The organism is Vibrio sp. Vb1127 (assembly GCF_033338735.1).
Lineage (GTDB): Bacteria > Pseudomonadota > Gammaproteobacteria > Enterobacterales > Vibrionaceae > Vibrio > Vibrio alginolyticus.
Window position 1 is genome coordinate 51,545 of record NZ_JAWOTF010000002.1, and the last position, 20,545, is coordinate 72,089.

The following is a 20,545-nucleotide window of genomic DNA, read 5'->3' on the forward strand; positions in this document are numbered from 1 at the left end:
AAGTTAGAACCAAACACTTTATTACTCGCCAAAGCTTGCTCTTCTTTCTGCCATGGCGTTGAGGATTGCCTCAGAATCAAGGATTTGAGTCCAGGATAGCAGGTTATCATCATTCTCAATCACAAACGCGGTAAGCTGAGACACGATTGCTTTTCTCAATGCTTCACCTTTCCAAGGTTTGGCAATGTAATAATCGAGACTCGCGTTATTTACGGCTTCTACGGTGTCTTCCAAACCAGCTTGTCCTGTGAGTAAAACTTTGCGCGCTGCTTTTGTGTCACCATTTTGACTGAGTTCGATTAAGAAGCTGATCCCAGTTTGTTCCGGCATAATGTGGTCACATAAAATGAGCGCAAGCTGAACTTCTTCTTCCGCCATCTCCTCAATCACTTGCCGAGCTTCAGTCACCGATTCCGCTCCTTCGACGACAAAGTTCTCCTCGAAGGGAGCAAGATCTTGGAGCACGCTATCCAAGACTTCTCGTTCGTCATCGACACATAAAATTAGATACTTGGTCATGTTTCATCTCCTTCTTCGATGACTGGTAACCAGACGGTCATTCGTGTGAACTGGCCGATCTCTGATTCGACGTCAATCCACCCTCTGTGTGCTGTTACGATTTGCTGGCAGATGGACAGCCCGATGCCTAAGCCAAAATTACCTTCTTTTTTTGTGGTGAAGTTCAGCTCGAAAATGGCGTCTCTTTGCGATTCAGGAATGCCACATCCATTATCTTCAAATGAGATAACGGCATAATGTGTGTGCTCTTTTTCTACAAGGCGTGTTTGTATGTTTAACACACCTTTCTCTGGAAATGCGTCAATGGCGTTAGAGACCAAGTTCGTCCACACCTGTTGGAGTGCGATCGGTTGACAAAGGATGGAAGGCAAGTTTGCATAGTCGGTTGAAACTTGGTGCATTTTTAATTTGTTCTCGAAAATCACCAAGGTGTCTTCAATGCCCTCATGAATATCGGCATAGTGCAGGGTCTCATCATCTGACCGAGCATATCCTTTCAGGCTTTTTACCATATCAGCAATTCGTGCTGCACAGACATTAATTGAGCGAAGTGTAGAACCTGCTTTGTGGTATTGCTCTAGTGTATTGAGAGCATGATAAGACGCTTGCTGCTTTCTCGTTAGTTGGGTAAGTAGCTCGTGATCGGATTCTAAACCAAGGCTCACCACTTTCTTTGCCAACGCTCGGTCTGGAAGAGTATGGCTAAGCGCTTTTACGCGTGATCTGAGCTCGGCGGTTGAAGCGGGTTTTGAGGTTTGCGCTTTGTTCAGTAATTCAATGCCTTTGGTTTGTATATCGGAACTGGGCGCATCGTTAAGTAATCGTTCTAGTGTATGCGTTAAATTCTCTACGCCTCTTAATATCGCGGCTACTGGATTGTTTAGTTCGTGGGCCACTCCCGCAACCAATTGACCAAGCATCGCCATTTTTTCTCTTTCAATGAGCTGCTGGTGGGCTGATTCTAAAGATTCGAGCGTTTTTTGAAGTTGCAGTTTGGTGTTGATGCTTCTTTGCAATCGGCGGTTGAAGTGGCGTAAGAGCAAGTTTGTAAAAAGAGGCAGTAAGTTTGAGTCGCTTTGCATCACTTTATTGAATACGTTGCGATCGAGTTTGATAACTTCTGTTTTGGTTAGTGTTAGAGCTGTCGAGAAAGAACATTCCCCAGTAACAAACGACATGCCTCCGACAATATTCCCTTTGTTATGGCGTACAACCTCTCGCTGCATGCCTTGCTCATCGCGCTTGTACAGAGCCACTTCACCTTCGGTGATAAACCACAAAAAGCTATTTGGCTCGCCTTCCACGGTTAACAAATGTTCAGGTGAGTATGTACGGCACGCTCTTGTTTCGTCATTATCTTTGAAAAATTGCTGGAGAGCGGAGATCACTTGCTCGGCTAACTCGGCATCAGACATCGAGTGGTAGTCGTGTAAGAATCCGGCTTGATAATGGCTCATCTGGTTATTGATGTGCGCTCGCAACAAGCTGTGATGATCCAATATCTGACTGTAACTTAGCAGGTCTTCTTTGCCATTTCGCAAGATAAATTGGGTCAGCTCTTTTTGCACTGTGTTAAATAAGACGTGATCTGGCAAAGGTTTAGTGAGGCAGTGGTCGAGCCTGCCCTCATTAACGGCAGTGAGAATTGCCTCTATATCAGACGAGCAGCTAATAAGAATTTTTCTTGCTTGCTCGGTATGTGGCATCCGGTCTAAACCAATAAGAAAATCCACGCCGTTAAAATGAGCGTGATGGCTCGCTATAACTAAAGCAACAGTCTGTTCTCTTTCTTCTAGATACTCTAAAGCGCTTTGAGCCTCTTCTATCGATTCGACAGAAAATATATCAAACTTACTTGAGAAGGCAGACAGCTCCAATCGAAACTGTTCAGCACTGATTGGGTTGTTGTCGAGACACAACACAGCATAACGATTCACAGATGTTTTAGCTCCGGTTAAAACTTCGCCACGCAAACTTTAACAATAAAAGGACATGATGAGTGGGAGCCAAGTATGATTCCTGATTAATGGACTAGAATAAGCATCAATAGTCTGATTTGTCTCAATGTTTTCTCCGCAGGTGGTTTGGGGTAGACTGACCGAAAATATCTAATAAGTGACGTTATGCAAAATCTTAAAAAAATCGGCGCCATTGGTGGTGCTATCTCATTAGCACTGTGTTGGCCATTGGCTGTCGGACAAATTGGTCAGTCCATCATTGAAGATGGTATTACCAATATGAATGATGAAATGATTAAAGGTGAAGTGGTCGAGTATCAGCGTGGCTACTTGTCTTCAGTCGTGCTGACTCGTTATTCAGTTGTTGATCCTGAGCTTAAAACTCAGCTAGAGCGTGATGGTATGCCAACGACGTTTGACGTAACCAGTGATGTTAGCCACGGTCTAACAAGCCTAACAGCTGATTCAAAATTGGTGGACAATGACTTTTTGCCTCTCACGATGCATAGCCAGACTCAACTAAATGGCAATACAGCATTTATCTTCGACCTAGACAGTTGGCATTATCGTAACGAAGCGCAAGGTGTTTCTGTTTCTACAAGCCCTGCAAAAGTAACAGGTGATGTGACGGTATTGGGTGATCTCAATTACCAAGTTTCCGTTCCTTCTGTTCAAGTGGATTTTGAAAACGGTGAAGAGCTTCATCTGAATGCATTGACAGGGCAAGGTAAAGGAAAGCAAGCAAAAGGCTACTGGTTAGGCGAGCAATCTTTCTCTCTAGAGAAGCTAGATGTGGTTGATGCGAACTTGACGCCTGTCTTTTTGATTGAAAATGCGAGCTACCGTGGTAACACTACGATGAGTGAGTCTGGTGATAAGCTGAACAGTCAATTAAACCTAGATGCTAAGAAACTACGTTTAACTGATGGGACGGATGTCGATAACTTTAAGTTGGATTTCTCAATTGCAGATGTGGATAGCCAGTCTTTTGATCAAATTATGTCTATCTATCAAGGCTCTCCTATGCTAGATGAGCAGGAAATTGCGAATTTATTGCCGCATGTCGATACGCTGTTTAGCAAAGGTTTTGATTTATCCGTGAACGAGCTTTCACTCGCGTTCGGTGACGGCAAGTTCCACAACGAGTGGCAACTATCCATCCCTGAAGGTACTGAGCATATTACTCAAGATCCAATGAAGTTGGTGACGGCCACTACTGGTGAACTTAGCACTTACTTCTCTGATGAATTAGTAACGCATTACCCATTTATTCAAGAAGGGATTGATGAGCTCCTTATTATGGAGTTGATCGAAAAAGTAGAGGGCGGTTATCAATTAAAAGCAGAAATTGGTGAAGGCAAATTGAAGTTCGAAAATGGGCATGAGTTCCCATTGGTGGCTCTACTTATGCCTGCTTTGATGCAACAACAGTAATTCGTGTTGTTGCGAATTTGTTTCAATTCAACGCTTAGTCTTTAAAAAGAGGTCGTAAGACCTCTTTTCTTGTTTTTATCACTGCGAAAACGTGATATTAATTTCTTAATATTTACATAGCAGGAGCAATGAGCATCATGGAACAAAATACGGACAACGTATTTAACTTCAGTGCAGGGCCAGCAGGTCTGCCTAAAGCAGTTATGCAGCAAGCACAACAGGAACTAATCGATTGGCAAGGTCTTGGCACTTCGGTCATGGAAATCAGCCACCGAAGCAAAGAGTTCATCAAAGTTGCAGAAGAAGCCGAGCAGGATTTACGTGATCTTCTGAATATTCCGGACAACTATAAAGTGCTGTTCTGCCAAGGTGGTGCTCGTGCTCAGTTTGCTGCTGTTCCTCTAAACTTACTTGGTGATGCCGATACGGCAACTTACATCGATGGTGGTTATTGGGCTGGAAGCGCGGTAGCTGAAGCGAAAAAATACTGCGAACCAGACGTGTTTGATGCAAAAACAGAAATCAACGGGAAAGTCGCGGTTCTACCTGCAAGTGAATGGAAAATTGCTCCAGAAGCGGCTTACGTTCACTTCTGTCCAAATGAGACCATTGATGGTATTGAGATTAACGATCTTCCTATCACCGACAAACCGATTGTTGCTGACATGTCTTCGACAATTCTTTCTCGTGAAATCGATGTGTCTAAATACGGTGTGATTTACGCGGGCGCTCAGAAAAATATTGGTCCTTCCGGCATTGCTATTGCTATCGTGCGCGATGATTTATTAGGTATGGCGAAGCAGGTACTACCAAGTATCTTGGATTACACTGTTTTGGCAGAAAAAGAATCAATGTTCAACACGCCACCAACCTTTGCATGGTACCTGTCTGGTCTTGTTTTCAAATGGCTGAAGGCACAGGGTGGAGTAAAAGCGATTGAGCAAGTGAACCGCGCTAAAGCCGCGCTACTGTATGATTACATCGATCAGTCTGATTTCTACCGTAATGGCGTGCACTCAGCAAACCGTTCTTTGATGAACGTGCCATTTCAACTTGCTAAGCCTGAACTAGATGCAACCTTCCTTGAGCTAGCAGACTCTAAAGGGCTGAAAGCGCTAAAAGGTCATCGAGCAGTTGGTGGTATGCGAGCATCCATTTATAACGCAATGCCGCTAGAAGGTGTTCAAGCGTTAGTAGACTTCATGCAAGAGTTTGAGAAAAACTACGCATAAGCTCAAACTGATAGTTGTTCTCCAAAGCGTCGCTATTGCGGCGCTTTTGTTTATCTCAACTCACATCATTCCAGGAAGGTAAAATGACCAAGGCAAATATTGAAGCGCTGACTAAGCAGTTCCCACTCTTGGCAGCACTTATTGATCTTGAAGAGGTTTGTTGGTTCAACCCCCATATCAGTTCCTTGGAGGAAGGCTTACCTCATGTCGGGTTAGATGAAAAAGATATTCAAGCGGCGAGTGAACGGCTAACACGATTTGCGCCTTATTTGATGAAGGCGTTTCCCGAAACGGAAACGTCGCGTGGCATTATTGAGTCCCCAGTGGTGGATATTCCCAATATGAAAGTGCGTTTGGAGCAGCAATACGACACACCAATATTGGGCCATTTAATGCTCAAAAAAGACAGTCATTTGCCAATTTCTGGTTCGATCAAAGCGAGAGGTGGTATTTATGAAGTGCTCACTCATGCAGAAAAGTTGGCGTTTGAAGCCGGCTTGCTCTGTGAAAACGATGATTACAGAAAATTGTTCAGCAATGAGTTTCGGCAGTTTTTTAAGCAGTACAGTATTGCGGTTGGCTCAACCGGCAATCTTGGTATGTCCATCGGCATCATGAGTGCGAAGCTGGGTTTTTCAGTTTCAGTCCACATGTCTGCGGATGCGCGGGAATGGAAGAAAAATAAGCTCCGGTCGCATGGTGTTAATGTCGTAGAGCACCAAGAAGATTATGGTATTGCTGTCGAGCAAGGTCGTAAAGAGGCAGAAAAAGATCCCAACTGTTTCTTTATCGATGATGAAAACTCACGGACGCTGTTTCTAGGTTACTCTGTTGCGGGTGAGCGTCTTAAGCAGCAGTTTGATGACTTGGGAATCGTGGTTGATGAGCATCATCCATTGTTTGTTTATCTTCCTTGTGGTGTTGGCGGCGGGCCTGGTGGCGTGGCATTTGGCTTGAAGGTAGCATTTGGCGAGCATGTCCACTGTATTTTCGCAGAGCCAACGCACTCACCGTGCATGCTGTTGGGCGTACATACAGGCTTGCATGACGATATTTCGGTACAAGATTTGGGTATCGATAACATCACCGCAGCTGATGGTTTGGCAGTCGGGCGTGCCTCGGGATTTGTCGGAAGAGCGATGGAAAGGCTACTTGATGGTTTTTACACCATTGATGACGCTCGTATGTATCACCACTTGGGTGAGTTAAGTGAACTGGAAGGTATTAATCTAGAGCCTTCTGCATTAGCCGGTATGATTGGTGCAGTGCACGTCTCGAATAACCATGCTTACCAGTCTCGAATGAAATTTGACGAAGAAAAACTCAAAAACGCAACACATCTTGTTTGGGCAACAGGTGGGGGCATGGTTCCGGAAGATGAAATGGCGGCTTATCTCAAAAAATCTGGTCGGTAAATCAGCACTGTATACGTGCTTAATTAGGTAACTAATAATACAGGAATAACAAAAGGGCTCATCGTTTGATGAGCCCTTCTCGTCACTGAAAATCGAATTATAGAGATTGTAATAGCTGGTAGTAACGACCTTTTTGAGCGAGTAGCGTTGGATGGTCGCCTTGTTCGATGATCTCACCTTGTTCCATCAAACAGATGCTATCCATACTTTCTAGCTCTATCAGTCGGTGTGTAATGAATACTACTGTCTTATTAGCAAAGTGTTCATTGAAAAGCGCCATCACTTTTTGTTCCGTACGCTTATCGAGGCCTTCAGTCGGTTCATCTAAGAGTAGGATTGGGGCATCACGTAGCAATGCTCGAGCAATACCGATTCGACGTTTCTCACCACCAGATAACTGACGACCGCCGTCGCCTAACCAAGCGTCTAACCCCGGCTCTTCAAGAAGTCCGCCAAGTTCGACTTTTTGTAAAATAGTAGACAGTTGCTCATCACTTGCATCCGGAGCGGCCATGAGTAAGTTGTCACGTAGTGTCCCGTTTAGTACATCTACGCGTTGACTGACCACAGTCATTGCTGCTCGCAGGTCCGACTCGCTCCAATCTTGCAGTTTTGTACCACCGATTCGAACTTCACCTTGGTTAACATCCCAGTAGCGGCAAAGAAGCTGAATCAGTGTTGATTTACCTGAACCTGTTTGACCTACAATTGCAGTTTTAGTGCCCAACGGTAGTGAGAGTGACAAGTCTTTCAGCACCTTTTGCTGACCGTCAGGGTAAGTAAAATCTATGTTGTCGAATTCAATGTCTAACGTTGTGTCTTTATGTTTCGACTGCTCAGGGAAGACAACGTCAGGTTCAGCCAAAATTACTTCATTTAAACGACGAGCAGAGGTCAACGTTTGACCGAGATACTGGAATGCGCCCGCGATAGGCATCAGAATCTCAAAGCTCGCCATGGTTGCAAACGCAAACAGCGCAATCCAAGGATCAGGAGCACGACCACCTACGCCGTCTGCAGCAAACCAAAGCATCACAACCAGTGTAATGCCGTTCACCAGCATAAGCAGGCCTGAAGCCATGCCCGTTAAGTTCGCGTTCACAAATTGGTTAGACAGCAACTGCTTCTGCTTCTCTAGAATGAGATTACGATAACGTTCTTCTGCTCCAAAGATACTCAGTTCGCTGTAGCCTTGAAGCCAGTCCAGTGTCGCCACTCGCAATTGCGCTTTATGATGAGTGAGATTCTCGCCATTGTTTTTACCCAGTTTATAGAACAGCACTGGCCATACAAACAACATGACGGTAAGAATCGAGCCAAGCAGTAGGGCGAGATGCCAATCAAAGAACGCTAGGACAGCCGTTAAACTCAATATGCCAAAAATACCAATCACGACAGGGCTGATAAGTCGAAGGTATACGTGATCCATCGCATCTACGTCCGCTACTAGACGGTTGAGCAGATCGGCATCACGCATCGTAGAAACACGACCCGGAATCAGTGGTGCAAGTTTCTTAAAGAAGAAGATACGTAGATCGGTAAGCAGCTTGAACGTTGCATTGTGGCTAACGACACGTTCTCCCCATCGACCTGCGGTTCGAGCCATTGCAGCGCCGCGTACCCCGGCACCTGGTAACATGTAGTTGAAGGTCTCACGAGCAACCGTCAAGCCTGCCACCGCTGCGGCTGAAATAAACCAACCTGATAGCGTTAATAAGCCAATAGATGCCGCTAAGGTCAGAAATGCCAGTAGCATACCTAGCGAAAGACCAAACCAGTGTTTCTTATAGAGTTTTAGATAAGGGAGTAAATCACGCATCTAAGTTCCCCTTGTCTGTTTCACGTTGTGCGAGGTTCGCTTCCAACATGTCTTTAAATAAGCCATCTTCTGTCGACAGTGTGGCGTAATCACCACGTTGAACAATCTGGCCGTCCTGCATAACAAGAATTTGCGATACGTTTTGTAAAGGCGCAAGTTGGTGAGTAATCATCAAATTCGTTGTGGCATGCGCATACTTGTTAATGCCTTCCATCACGAGTTTTTCACTGCGAGCATCTAAGCTTGCGGTTGGTTCATCTAATAACCAAAAACGACCATTTTGTAGCATGGCGCGAGCCAGTGCTAAACGCTGCGCTTGGCCGACAGATAAACCACCAGAACGATCAGATATCGGATAATCCAACCCATGCATTTCAACAAATTCAGCAGCGTGAGAGTCATTCAACACAGAATGTACGTCTGCATCCTGAACATTGTGCTTACCTAGTGTGATGTTATCTCGAATGCTACCGTGTAATAGCATCGGGTTTTGACCAATCCAGCTTACTGCCTCTCGCCATGTGGCTAGATCCAGTTGCGACAATTCACAACCATTAATCTTCAAGCTACCTTGATAAGGCATGAAACCGAGGATGGTGTTTACCAAGCTTGTTTTACCTGCGCCACTTGGTCCAACTAAAGCCGTACTTTTGTTGGCTTCAAGAGAGAAGGATAGGGGACCTGCGAGCTGCTTACCTTCCGGACTAAAAATGGTTAACTGGTTCGCTTCAATATGGATAGGGCTGTTTTTATCTAACGCTTGGGTACCATCTTTGATTTGATCGACTTCCAAATCCAGAAACTCGACAATGCTTTCTGCTGCCCCAACCGCTTGCTGTTTCGCATGATAGAACGTGCCCAAATCACGTAATGGCTGATAAAACTCTGGAGCAAGAATCAGAATGAACAAACCAGCAAAGAGCGTAACACCTGTGCCGTAGTAGCCGAAGTCCAGCTCCCCGATATAACTAAAGCCAAAGTAGACAGCGGTAATTGCGATAGAAATGGAAGTGAAAAACTCTAACACCGCAGAAGACAGAAACGCGATTTTCAGAACGTCCATGGTACGAGTACGAAAGACTTCTGAAGCACCCTTTAGCGTCTCAGTTTCAGATTTTGTTCTATCGAATAAGCGAATGGTTGTCATTGCTTGCAAGCGGTCATAAAAGTGACCCGACAAACGCTGCATCGCTTTAAAGTTTTTACGGTTTGCTTCTGCGGCTTTCATCCCAACCAGTGCCATGAAAATAGGCACTAGTGGTGCAGTGACCAGGAAGATCAAGCCTGCTGCCCAGTTTACTGGGAATACGACAACCAAAATGATGAAAGGCACTAGTACCGATAATGACATTTGAGGCAAGTAGCGTGAGAAGAAATCTTGCATATCTTCTACCTGCTCTAAGATGAGCGTTGCCCAACTGCCAGCAGGTTTGCCTTTGATGTAAGCTGGCCCAAGCTTATGAACTTTATCTAAAATGAGTTGGCGAATATAAACTCGAATTTGCTCCCCGCAACGGTAACCGGCAAGCTCTCGACCCCAGGTACAAGCAGCTCGACCGATAACCGTGCCACCGAGCCCAACAAAATGCCAAATGAGCTCGGCTTTGTCGACTTGGTCAATGATTAACTGGTGCAGAATGGAGGCGAGCAGGGCTGCTTGAGCCAATAAAAACACGCTTGAAAGTACGCCTAGGCCTATCGCAATCATAAGCCAGCGCTTGGCTAACTTACTTTGTTGCTTCAGCCACTTATTCAAGCTGCTTTGCTTTTTCTTATCCATCGTGAAGGCTTAATGATAATTGTTTTAATGAGGCGGTAGTATACAAAAGAAAACCCAGCGGGAATACCGCTGGGCTTTAAGGATATGACACAAATGTGAAAAGTTATTTGTCACCAAGTGAGTCTAAGAAACGTTCAGCATCTAATGCAGCCATACAACCTGTACCTGCAGAGGTGATCGCTTGACGGTAGTTGTGGTCCATTACGTCGCCAGCTGCAAATACACCTTCGATACTAGTTTGTGTTGCGTTGCCTTCAAGACCTGATTGAACGATGATGTAGCCATCTTTCATGTCTACTTGGCCTTCAAAGATTTGTGTGTTTGGCTGGTGACCAATTGCGATGAATGCACCCATTACATCGATATCTTCTGTCGCACCGCTGTTCACGTCTTTAATGCGGACGCCCGTTACGCCCATATCGTCACCCAGTACTTCATCGAGAGTGCGATCGGTATGAAGAACGATATTACCGCTTTCAACTTTATCCATCAGACGTTTCACAAGGATCTTCTCTGCGCGGAATGAATCGCGGCGGTGGATCAGGTGAACTTCTGACGCAATGTTAGATAGGTATAGCGCTTCTTCAACAGCCGTGTTACCACCGCCCACAACTGCAACTTTCTGATTACGGTAGAAGAAACCGTCACAGGTTGCACAAGCAGAAACGCCGCGACCTTTAAATGCTTCTTCAGACTCAAGGCCAAGGTATTTTGCTGATGCGCCGGTAGATATGATTAAGGCATCACAAGTGTACTCACCTGAGTCGCCTTTTAAACGAAATGGGCGTTGTGATAGCTCTACTTCATTGATGTGATCAAATACGATTTCAGTTTCAAAACGCTCGGCGTGTTCTTTCATGCGATCCATCAATGCTGGACCTGTCAGTCCCTCAGCATCGCCTGGCCAGTTTTCAACTTCAGTTGTGGTGGTTAGCTGACCACCTTGTTGCATTCCCGTCACAAGCACAGGGTTTAAGTTTGCACGCGCTGCGTAGACGGCAGCTGTGTATCCTGCAGGACCAGAACCAAGAATTAATAATTTACAGTGTTTTACGTCGCTCATTATGGCTCCAAAAAGGGCGTAACATTTCCCTCGATTGTATGGAAATTCTTAGTGCTTTAAAAGCATAAACAACGATTGTGATCGAATAATTGGTTATAGATTAGAACCCACTAAATATTGATTGAGAACGTTGACTTCTAGCATAAAATTCTATTCGTAGTAGAGAAGTCTAGTTTCAAATATTGTCAAAGCGTAAAACTGAAACATGGCTCTGTTTTTGTGGTTTGGTTTGGTTTGTTATGTTGTTTTCGTCGTTTTGTTGAAGCTATCAACGTTAAAAGCTGGTAATTGCAGAATATTTGCGTAACCTAGTTTGTAAATTAAATGTTAATTAATGTGCCTCATTAAAGGAGCAAATGATGTTACATTCACGTGAGAATACTCTACATTTAACACAGCTCAGCATGGCAGCAATTGAGCAGCTTTCCCCATCGTTTGAAGAACTGCCTCGTACCGAACATGCAGATGGTCAGTATCGACTACGACGTTATTCTGTGGTTGGCTTTGATAACGGCAAAGTCATCGACTTAAATAAAAATAGCTTTGTTCAATCCTCTGATATCAACCGATTTCAAGGTGATGTAGTAAGACAATTCGAGCCAATTGAGAAGGATATTCTTACCAGCGATGGATTTCGAGAAATGTGTGAATTGTTTGTCAATGCGAATCATCTGCCAAACGGTCAAGAAATAGAAATTCACCAAATCCGTATCAGGGCACTGGAAGAAGAAACCCAAGTAGCACCTGAAGGTGTGCACCAAGACGGTTTTGATCATATTGCAATGGTTGGTGTGGGACGCCATAACATCATCGGTGGCGACATCATGCTGTACAGCAGCCATAACCAAGCCCCATTTTTCCGTAAAGTGCTAGAAACCGGAGAGGTCGCAATCTTGGCTGATAGCAAGCTGTGGCATAACGCGTGCCCAATCCGCTCTGTTATTGATGACGAAGCGGGCCATATGGATGTATTTGTACTTACTGCTACGGATAAGCGTAATGAACTTCAATCTTAATCAGATCAGAGAGCAATTTCCGGCGTTGGCTCAATACCACAACGACAAGCCCGTGACGTTTTTTGATGGTCCAGGTGGCTCACAAGTGCCTCAACCAGTACTAGACAGCATGGTTGGGTATTTAGGTCGTTTCAACGCTAACTTAGGCGGGCATTATTTTTCTAGCCAAGTGACCGTTGACGTAATGCAAAATGCGCGTGAGTCGGCTCAGGCTCTACTTAATGCCCCTTCATCTGGCAATATTGTCTTCGGTGCCAATATGACCTCACTAACCTTTCAGCTTAGTCGCGCGATTAGTCGAGATTGGCAAGCAGGAGATGAGATCATTGTCTCCGCTTTGGATCACTATTCAAATGTATCCAGCTGGCAGCAAGCGGCAGAAGATAAAGGCGTTACGGTTCATCAAGTTCGTATCAACGAAGAAGATTGTACGCTTGATATGGAGCATTTAAGCCGCCTTCTTTCTGATAAAACGCGCCTTGTCGCTGTGACTTATGCATCGAACACGACGGGCTCTATTGTGGATGTACAGCAAGTAGTCAGCATGGCGCACAATGTTGGGGCACAAGTTTATGTGGATGCCGTCCATTATGCGCCTCATCATTTGGTTGATGTTCAAGCGTTAGGTTGTGACTTTTTAGCTTGCTCAGCTTACAAGTTTTTCGGACCACACGTTGGTATTGCTTACATAGCCGATCAGTGGCTCCACAGTATTCGCCCTTACAAAGTCGAGCCTGCCACTAATATAGGCCCTGGTCGATTTGAAACAGGAACGCAAAGTTTTGAAGGTCTTGCTGGTGTCGTTTCTGCGGTTGAGTATCTGGCTCAATTTGGTGAAGTCGGTTTACCTCTTCGCCAACGATTGGAGCAAAGCTACCAACTGTATGAACAACATGAGCAGCGCTTGAGTGAGCGTTTCTTGCAGCGTTTGAATGCATTAGATGGTGTCAATCTATTCGGTATCGCAAAGGAAGATAGCCAACTCCGCACGCCAACTTTTGCGCTAACGTTTGACCGATATTCTCCAGAGTTCATCGCGAAAACACTGGGTGAACATAACATTTGTGTATGGAATGGTCACTTTTATGCGTTGGGCTTAGTTCGTCAACTTGGTTTAGAAGAATCGGGTGGTGTAGTGCGAATTGGTTGTATGCATTACAACACAATAGAAGAAGTCGATATGTTATTCGATGTGCTAGAAAGCATCCTTGACGCATAACTAACGATTTCTTCCTAATAGAAAAACAAAAGCTCGAGTCAAACTCGAGCTTTTTTCATTTTTATTTGAATCAACGCGTTCTGCAAGCGATTACTCACTAACTTCAACTTCATAGGAAGTGAATTTTCTTACATTAATAACGCCGGTATCAAAGATGAGGTATTGACCTTTGATGCCTTGCAAAGTGCCAGTAACAACCGGGTTTTTATCGAAGTTATGCGAAGTGATCTTCGTTGGGTGCTGTTGTACCGGGTAGCTAAGGTCGGTAATGCTTTCGTTTAATACTTCAATGGCATCTTCGCCGAATTGCTGTTTTATCTCGGCAATTTTCTCTTCGACTAAAGGCAATAGCTCAGCAAAACGGTCCTGCAATGCCATAGGTTCACCGTCACCTTTTAGCAGTGTGCGCCAATTGGTCTTGTCTGCGATATGTTTCGCCAGTTCAACTTCAATTAAACCGGAGATATGGCGAGTTTTTACTTTAAAAATTGGCAAGCCCTGAGTCGCGCCTTGGTCAATCCAACGAGTCGGGATTTGAGTATGACGAGTAATACCAACTTTTAAGCTGGATGTGTTGGACAGGTAGACAAAGTGATCCACCATGCAATTCTCTTCACCCCATTGTGGTTCGCGACAAGTCCCTTGATCGTAGTGGCAGGTCTCTGGCTTCATGATACACATGTCGCAGCTTGCTAGCTTTTTCATGCATACAAAACAGTGGCCTTGCGAATAACTCTTTTTCGTTTTCTTTCCACATGAGCAACAAAAAATATTGCCAGTGTGAGTCAGTGTGAGCGTTTTACCCAGAAACGGAGTTAAGTCGATTTCTTCCTCACCGACAGGAAGACGGTAGTTGACGGCACCGTCCAGAGAAACACGCATTTTGTTTAGCGTGCCAGTTGCAATTAATGACATGACATTACTCATTATTGTGTTTTTGCACAGTATATACTGAAGTGGAGAAGAGATGCAGGGTTGACAGGAGCTTTAAAGTAAATGTCTTGCACTAAATTATTATGCATCGTGTTTTATTTTCTAAAAATTATGGCTGTGAAATGCTTCGCAAATAGAAGTTGAGCTGCACTTTTTAGAAATTTTAAAACGTGATAACGGTTCAAAATCCGTTACTATGTGTCGAAACTAAGAATTGAATGAGAAAGTGATTTTATTTCTTGATAAATCACCTTGATTTCATTTTTTGAAATTATTGAACCTCACGTATTGCATATAATCTCAGCAGGTCACTTGCCCATGAAGTGGATCCATAACTTTATCTTTGCTCTTTCTATTTGCACTATCAGTTTGGTTGCCCTTTATAGTGTGCTTGGCGATACGCGAAAGCTGACCATTACACCTGAGCATTTCAATATCTATGCAACTAAAGATGCCAGTGAAGGAGGTGTGAGTGAGGCTGATATCACATACGATCGGCAAAGCCTAGTTCTTAGCTGTGAACTAAAGCAGAGCTCGTATGCTTGGCCTTACTGCGGAATCTCGGTTTATACCGATTCAGCAACGCCAACACAGGGTATTGACCTTTCCAACTACCATACGATTCGATTGAAGGTGCGATATGAAGAGGCAGGAATAGGGGCTAACACTAGCCACGACCTACGTTTGTATCTTCGCAATTATAATTCTGAGTATTCCAAGCCGGACGACGAGTACACCATTAAATATAATGGCATGCAGTTTTCTCCGTCGGGTTCGATCGATATTGTCGAAATTCCGATTAAAAATCTTCAGGTGATGACCTGGTGGTTAGCAGATAACGGAGTCGCGATTGAACACTCTGCACCTGAATTTTCAAACATCACACGTATTGATATTGCAACTGGGTCTGGTGCGGCACTTGGTAAACATAGAATTGTGATTGATAAAATTGAGTTTGAAGGCGCTTACCTTGCGCAAGAAACATTGTTGTATGCATTATTACTCTCTTGGATGGCGCTTGGACTGGCTTTTTCACTGCATGAGTTACGAAAAAATAGAGTGGCTTATGAAAAAGCGCAAAAGCGTCACCGTCATTTGGAAAAGGTGAATGATACTTTGCGAGCTCAAAACTATGAGTTTGCAGAGTTAGCGCATCGAGATGCTTTGACGGGCGCGATGAACCGATATGCTGTGCAACACTGGCTGGAACAACAATCTCGTCAGGTTCGCTGGGGGCATAACACCTTCAGTATTCTCTATTTGGACTTGGATAAGTTTAAAAAGGTGAACGACAAATTTGGGCACCAAATGGGGGATGACATATTGCGCGAATTTGTCATGGTGGTAGCGACTTCTATTTACTCAGACGATCGACTCGTTCGTTGGGGCGGCGAAGAGTTTGTCGTATTTTGCCCTGATACCAATATTGAACAAGCGTTAGAGAAGGCAGAAATGATTCGCAAAAATGTGGAGGATCATTTGTGGGTGCACGGTGATTCATTAACTTGCAGTATTGGCGTTGCCCAAATGCAGAATGAACGCGTCTCAGAAACCATGGCGAGAGCTGACGAAGTGTTGTATCAGGCGAAGCGCAATGGCCGCAACCGAGTGGAAGCTCATTATGGTTTACTTGCTTGAGAAAAGAAGCAAGCCTGATAGCCGTTCACTGAAAGGAAAGAAAAAAGGTGGCCAACTGGCCACCAAGAGGGAAACTGCTGAACACCACTTAGGGGGGGAAGTTTGGGTTATCGATACGATTACCGTGAGCAGCAGTGTAGTGCTAATCGAACTTGCTATTTTTACCAGAACAACCAAGCGAAAAGCGTTAGTGCAGCAATACACGCAATGTTTAATACGAAACCAATTCGCATCATTTCTTTTTGCTTGATATGACCCGTACCGAACACAATCGCGTTTGGAGGTGTTGCAACTGGTAACATAAATGCACAAGATGCAGCGACGGCAATCAGTGCAGAAAGAATAACCGGAGACATGCCTAAGGCTTCTGCAATGGTCGCAAATACAGGGACAAGTAGCGCAGCACTGGCGGTGTTACTCGCAAACTCAGTCAAGAAGACAACAAAAGCAACCACTGCAAGAATCGTTAAGAGAATACCGGCTTGCTCAAGGAAGCCTGACAAGCTATGAGCCAAAAATACGCTTGTTCCGGTTGCTTTTAGGACGTTACTCAGACAGATACCACCACCAAATAGGATTAACACACCCCAGTCGGTTGTTTTCTCAATATCTTTCCACTCGACGGCGCGAGAAGCACCAAGTAGAAGGATGGCGCCAATAGCTACAAGAGTATCGAACTTCGCGAAGCCACCCAGCATAGCGTTAATAGGCTTACTGAATATCCACAACGTCACGGTCAGTAAGAAAATCGCCAACGTAATCATTTTGCCGTTTGTCCATTCGACTGGTTGATGGTCAAGGTCAAACTTGTGGCTAAGGTCAGGCTTAGTCATCGTGTACAATACGAGGATAGCGATTGGCATTAATACTAGGGAAATAGGTACACCAAACTTCATCCATTCAGTGAAGCTTAGGCCAACTTCAGCGGCTGCAATTGCGTTTGGTGGGCTACCAACCAGTGTTGCAATACCACCAATTGAAGCACTGTAAGCGATACCGAGTAGAACAAACAAAAAGGTGTTGTGGTTTTTCTTGGCGTCTAGCTTTGTCATCACACCCAGCACAAGCGGTAACATCATCGCGGCGGTGGCGGTGTTTGAAATCCACATTGACAGGCCAGCACTCACACCAAATAGCATGAATACAGCGACAGACATTTTTCCTCTTGCCAGCAATAGTACTTTATCTGCAATAGCTTGATCTAACTTTTGTTTATGTAGAGCCGCAGCTAGTGCAAAACCACCCAAAAATAGAAAAATGATGGAGTTGGAAAAGTTATTCAGTGCGGTTTGAGTGTTGAACACACCCAAAAATACCGCAAGTAGTGGTATGAGCAGCGCGGTAATGCTGACGTGAATCGCTTCGGTTAGCCACAGAATAGCAACAAAAACTAAGATGCTCAGGCCGGTTACTACTTGTGGTTCAAAGGGTAAGGTATTAAACAAGATAATGAACAATAGGATATTCGCGTTCAAAATCATGCTGTTGCGAGTGAAGAACCAATTCTTCAATGTCACAGCGAGTGCGGTCATGGGTAGTGCTCCTTTTGCATTGCCTTTTGTCGGTTTTTTTATGGCAAAGTAACTGACTTGTAGTTATTTATTGATGAAATGTTACTTTGAATGCGAAAAAGAGTTTTGCCTGAATCGTAGAGCAAATTAGAAAGTGTGATATTGAGAATTGGAAATGGGTAGAAAACTACCCATTTGTTTTATAGAAATGTTACTAGGCTTGTGAGCCACGTTATTCCTCTATTCGACGGGGACTTGAAGAGGCTCGTTAGCTGCTTTATTTGGCTCTTTTACTGCGACGATAGGTTCTTGAGGGCCAAGAAACTTAGGCTGCGTATTGATAATATACAGGTCTAAAAACGCTTTCACACGGGCTAGCAGTTCTCGAACACGCATCGATGTTTTTTGCTTGTTGGCCGTCGGCCCTGCTACCGCGAGACACTGCGCATCAATGCTGTAAGCATCAGCGATGAACAGTGCGCGTTCGCAGTGAAAGCGTTGAGTCACAATCAGAAATCGCTCCGAAGCAAAAATTTTTTTTGCTCGTACAATCGAATCTAAGGTACGAAAGCCAGCATAATCAAGGTGAATCACTTCTTCAGGCACGCCTGCTTTAAGTAAGTCGCGTTTCATTGTCCACGGTTCGTTATATGAACGGTGGGCGTTATCACCACTCAATAAAAACTGTTTTACTTTGCCTTGGTTGTAAAGCTCAATCGCCGCATTAATGCGATGAGTGTAGTAAGTGTTGAGGATCTTTCCGATGTATTTACTGGTACCAAGAACTACGGCAACCTCATGTTGAGGGATTTGCTCGTATTCAGTGAAAATGCTCTCTTTGGCTTGTAAAACCACCCACCGGTCGATGGCAATAACAGAAACAAGCAGACTAAGTGCAGAGATCGACAAAATCAAAGCAAATCGCTTCCAGGAAAATTTCAGCTTCCACTTTGATCTTATGCGAGAAAACAACAAAACGTTTTATATCCTTAACTAAAAATGTAGTTCTCATCATATCTGATAGAAACAAAAAGAGAGAAGCCCATTTATGCCAAAATCTGGTTAGGATGATAAAAAAATAAAAGCCCCTACATGGTAGGGGCTAATTATTAAACGAATTGTCTCAAGCTTAGAACGCAGTGCGTTTGTAGCGGCGGTAAACAGGTTGCCAGAACGACTGTTCAATCGCCACGTTCAATGCTTCATCAGTAATTTCTAATGCGACACCTTGTTCAATTGCCTTTTTACCAACGGCAAATGCGATTTTTTTCGATACTAAGTGGATCTCTTCCAGTGGTGGAAGTAGTGCCCCACGACCGTTGATTGCTAGAGGAGAGCATGTTGCGAGCGCGCGGCTTGATTCCATTAGCATCTCGTCAGTGACACGTTTTGCATTGACAGCAAGTACACCAAGGCCAATGCCTGGGAAGATGTAGCTGTTGTTACATTGTGCAATAGGGTAAGTGCGACCTTCATGAACCACTGGCTCAAATGGGCTACCTGTTGCAACCAGTGCTTCACCATTTGTCCAACGAATGATGTCGTTCGGTGTCGCTTCCACGCGGCTTGTTGGGTTCGACAGTGGGAAGACAATCGGACGCTTACAGTGTTTATGCATTTCTTCGATGACTTCTTGGCTAAATAGGCCAGGAGCACCAGAAACACCAATTAGTACCGTTGGCTTGGCGTTACGCATAACATCGAGTAGTGAGAAGCCATTTCCTTCATTTTCCCACTCTTTCGTATTGGTATGCTTTTGCACCAAGCGTTGTTGGAAATCAAGAAGGTTAGGCATGCCTTCTTGTAACAGACCCCAACGGTCAACCATGTAAACTTGTGAGCGAGCTTGCTCGTCAGAAATTCCTTCCGATACCATTTGTGCGATGATCGCTTCTGCGATACCACAACCAGCAGACCCTGCGCCTAGGAAGGTAATACGTTGTTTAGAAAGCTGAGTTCCTGCTGCTTTACAAGCTGCAAGTAGAGAGCCAACAGTAACAGCAGCAGTACCCTGAATATCATCATTGAAGCAACACACGCGGTCTTTGTAACGCTCAAGAAGAGGCATCGCATTTTTCTGAGCAAAGTCTTCGAATTGGATCAAAGCATCAGGCCAACGGCGCTGTACCGCTTGGATAAACTCTTCTACAAATGCATCGTATTCTGCACCCGTAATACGAGGATGACGCCAACCCATGTACATCGGATCAGCTAAGCGTTGCGGGTTATTGGTACCCACATCAAGCACGATTGGTAGCGTGTAAGCAGGGCTGATACCACCACACGCGGTATATAGTGACAGTTTACCGATAGGAATACCCATGCCGCCGATACCTTGGTCACCCAAGCCAAGGATACGTTCGCCATCTGTCACAACAATCACTTTAACGTTGTGGTTTGCTGCGTTGTTCAGCAAGTCGTCAATACGGTCACGGTTCGGGTATGAAATGAACAGACCGCGACCACGACGGTAAATGTTAGAGAAGTTTTCACATGCTGCGCCAACAGTCGGCGTGTAGATGATTGGCATCATCTCAGAAATGTGATTTTGCACTAGGCGGTAATACAATGTTTCGTTGGTGTCTTGGATATTACGCAGATAAATGTGTTTATCCATATCGCTTTCGAAACTTTTGTATTGCTGGTAGGCACGTTCCACCTGCTCTTGGATAGTTTCGGTCGACTCTGGAAGCAGACCTTCTAAGTTGAATGAACTACGTTCTTCAGCAGAGAATGCACTGCCTTTGTTCAAAAGAGGGGTTGCTAAAAGAGCCGGACCCGCATATGGAATATATAGTGGGCGTTTATCGTTGTTCATTGGGTGCCTTATGTAGGGTTGAAGGATGCGCACCAAATTTTAACGGGTTCACTATTTAGTTGTAAACATGCGTTGATGCACATCAATGTAATGTCGCAAAAAAATTCAGATACCGACGAAAATATCGGCAATATTGGTTGTTTAGAGATACCTAAAGCAGGATTTTTTTACTTGGGTATAATGTTTTGCA

At 44.5% G+C, this 20,545-nt stretch carries 15 protein-coding genes; 6 read left to right on the top strand and 9 right to left on the bottom strand.

Features of this window, described 5'->3' with window-relative positions; genetic code table 11:
* Positions 1–21: 21 nt before the first annotated feature.
* Both R7H07_RS04135 and R7H07_RS04140 read right to left on the bottom strand, forming a co-directional pair.
* Complete coding sequence (locus R7H07_RS04135; protein ID WP_005378005.1) at positions 22–519, bottom strand: response regulator; 498 nt, start codon at positions 517–519, stop codon at positions 22–24.
* Entirely contained in the window at positions 516–2,456 is a 1,941-nt protein-coding gene (locus R7H07_RS04140) for an ATP-binding protein (RefSeq protein ID WP_025766845.1), read from the bottom strand. Before R7H07_RS04140 ends, R7H07_RS04135 begins: the two co-directional genes overlap by 4 nt.
* Before the next feature lie 186 nt (positions 2,457–2,642).
* Between R7H07_RS04140 and R7H07_RS04145 the strand changes: the two genes are divergently transcribed.
* The 3 genes from R7H07_RS04145 to R7H07_RS04155 all read left to right on the top strand — a co-directional run bounded on the left by R7H07_RS04145 (position 2,643) and on the right by R7H07_RS04155 (position 6,558).
* Positions 2,643–3,911 (top strand): DUF945 family protein, encoded by a 1,269-nt coding sequence (locus R7H07_RS04145; RefSeq protein ID WP_158156193.1) that lies wholly within the window; start codon positions 2,643–2,645, stop codon positions 3,909–3,911.
* Between the two features lie 137 nt (positions 3,912–4,048).
* Complete coding sequence (serC, locus tag R7H07_RS04150) at positions 4,049–5,143, top strand: 3-phosphoserine/phosphohydroxythreonine transaminase (RefSeq protein WP_206959115.1); 1,095 nt, start codon at positions 4,049–4,051, stop codon at positions 5,141–5,143.
* A gap of 83 nt (positions 5,144–5,226) precedes the next feature.
* Positions 5,227–6,558, top strand: a complete 1,332-nt coding sequence (locus R7H07_RS04155; RefSeq protein WP_182016164.1) for a D-serine ammonia-lyase — start codon at positions 5,227–5,229, stop codon at positions 6,556–6,558.
* A 97-nt stretch (positions 6,559–6,655) separates the two neighbouring features.
* Here the strand turns inward: R7H07_RS04155 and cydC are convergent, their stop codons facing one another.
* From cydC to trxB, 3 genes are all read right to left on the bottom strand, one after another.
* Positions 6,656–8,377: a heme ABC transporter ATP-binding protein/permease CydC gene (gene cydC / locus R7H07_RS04160; protein ID WP_085569571.1), complete on the bottom strand. Its 1,722-nt coding sequence runs from the start codon at positions 8,375–8,377 to the stop codon at positions 6,656–6,658.
* Entirely contained in the window at positions 8,370–10,157 is a 1,788-nt protein-coding gene (gene cydD, locus R7H07_RS04165) for a heme ABC transporter permease/ATP-binding protein CydD (RefSeq protein WP_042521981.1), read from the bottom strand. The genes cydC and cydD overlap by 8 nt, the downstream gene beginning before the upstream one ends.
* Before the next feature lie 103 nt (positions 10,158–10,260).
* Complete coding sequence (trxB, locus tag R7H07_RS04170) at positions 10,261–11,220, bottom strand: thioredoxin-disulfide reductase (RefSeq protein WP_005377991.1); 960 nt, start codon at positions 11,218–11,220, stop codon at positions 10,261–10,263.
* Between the two features lie 359 nt (positions 11,221–11,579).
* Between trxB and R7H07_RS04175 the strand changes: the two genes are divergently transcribed.
* Entirely contained in the window at positions 11,580–12,236 is a 657-nt protein-coding gene (locus R7H07_RS04175) for a 2OG-Fe dioxygenase family protein (protein ID WP_005377989.1), read from the top strand.
* Positions 12,220–13,455 carry a cysteine desulfurase-like protein gene (locus R7H07_RS04180; RefSeq protein ID WP_005377986.1) on the top strand — a complete coding sequence of 412 codons (1,236 nt, stop codon included), beginning with the start codon at positions 12,220–12,222 and terminating at the stop codon, positions 13,453–13,455. The genes R7H07_RS04175 and R7H07_RS04180 overlap by 17 nt, the downstream gene beginning before the upstream one ends.
* Before the next feature lie 90 nt (positions 13,456–13,545).
* On the opposite strand, the gene R7H07_RS04185 is transcribed toward R7H07_RS04180, so the two are convergent.
* Positions 13,546–14,370: a DUF2797 domain-containing protein gene (locus R7H07_RS04185; protein WP_206959116.1), complete on the bottom strand. Its 825-nt coding sequence runs from the start codon at positions 14,368–14,370 to the stop codon at positions 13,546–13,548.
* A gap of 336 nt (positions 14,371–14,706) precedes the next feature.
* Here R7H07_RS04185 and R7H07_RS04190 point away from each other — a divergent pair, with 336 nt between their 5' ends.
* A complete protein-coding gene (locus R7H07_RS04190) occupies positions 14,707–16,026 on the top strand; it encodes a GGDEF domain-containing protein (RefSeq protein ID WP_054574049.1) in 1,320 nt (439 codons plus the stop codon).
* 161 nt (positions 16,027–16,187) lie between these two features.
* Here R7H07_RS04190 and R7H07_RS04195 read toward each other — a convergent pair whose 3' ends face one another.
* The 3 genes from R7H07_RS04195 to R7H07_RS04205 all read right to left on the bottom strand — a co-directional run bounded on the left by R7H07_RS04195 (position 16,188) and on the right by R7H07_RS04205 (position 20,355).
* Entirely contained in the window at positions 16,188–17,558 is a 1,371-nt protein-coding gene (locus tag R7H07_RS04195) for an SLC13 family permease (protein ID WP_005377981.1), read from the bottom strand.
* A 219-nt stretch (positions 17,559–17,777) separates the two neighbouring features.
* Positions 17,778–18,512, bottom strand: a complete 735-nt coding sequence (locus tag R7H07_RS04200) for a vancomycin high temperature exclusion protein (RefSeq protein WP_005388862.1) — start codon at positions 18,510–18,512, stop codon at positions 17,778–17,780.
* Positions 18,513–18,666: 154 nt separating this feature from the next.
* On the bottom strand, positions 18,667–20,355 hold the full coding sequence (locus R7H07_RS04205; protein ID WP_005377977.1) for an NAD-dependent malic enzyme: 1,689 nt from the start codon (positions 20,353–20,355) through the stop codon (positions 18,667–18,669).
* Between the last annotated feature and the right edge of the window lie 190 nt (positions 20,356–20,545).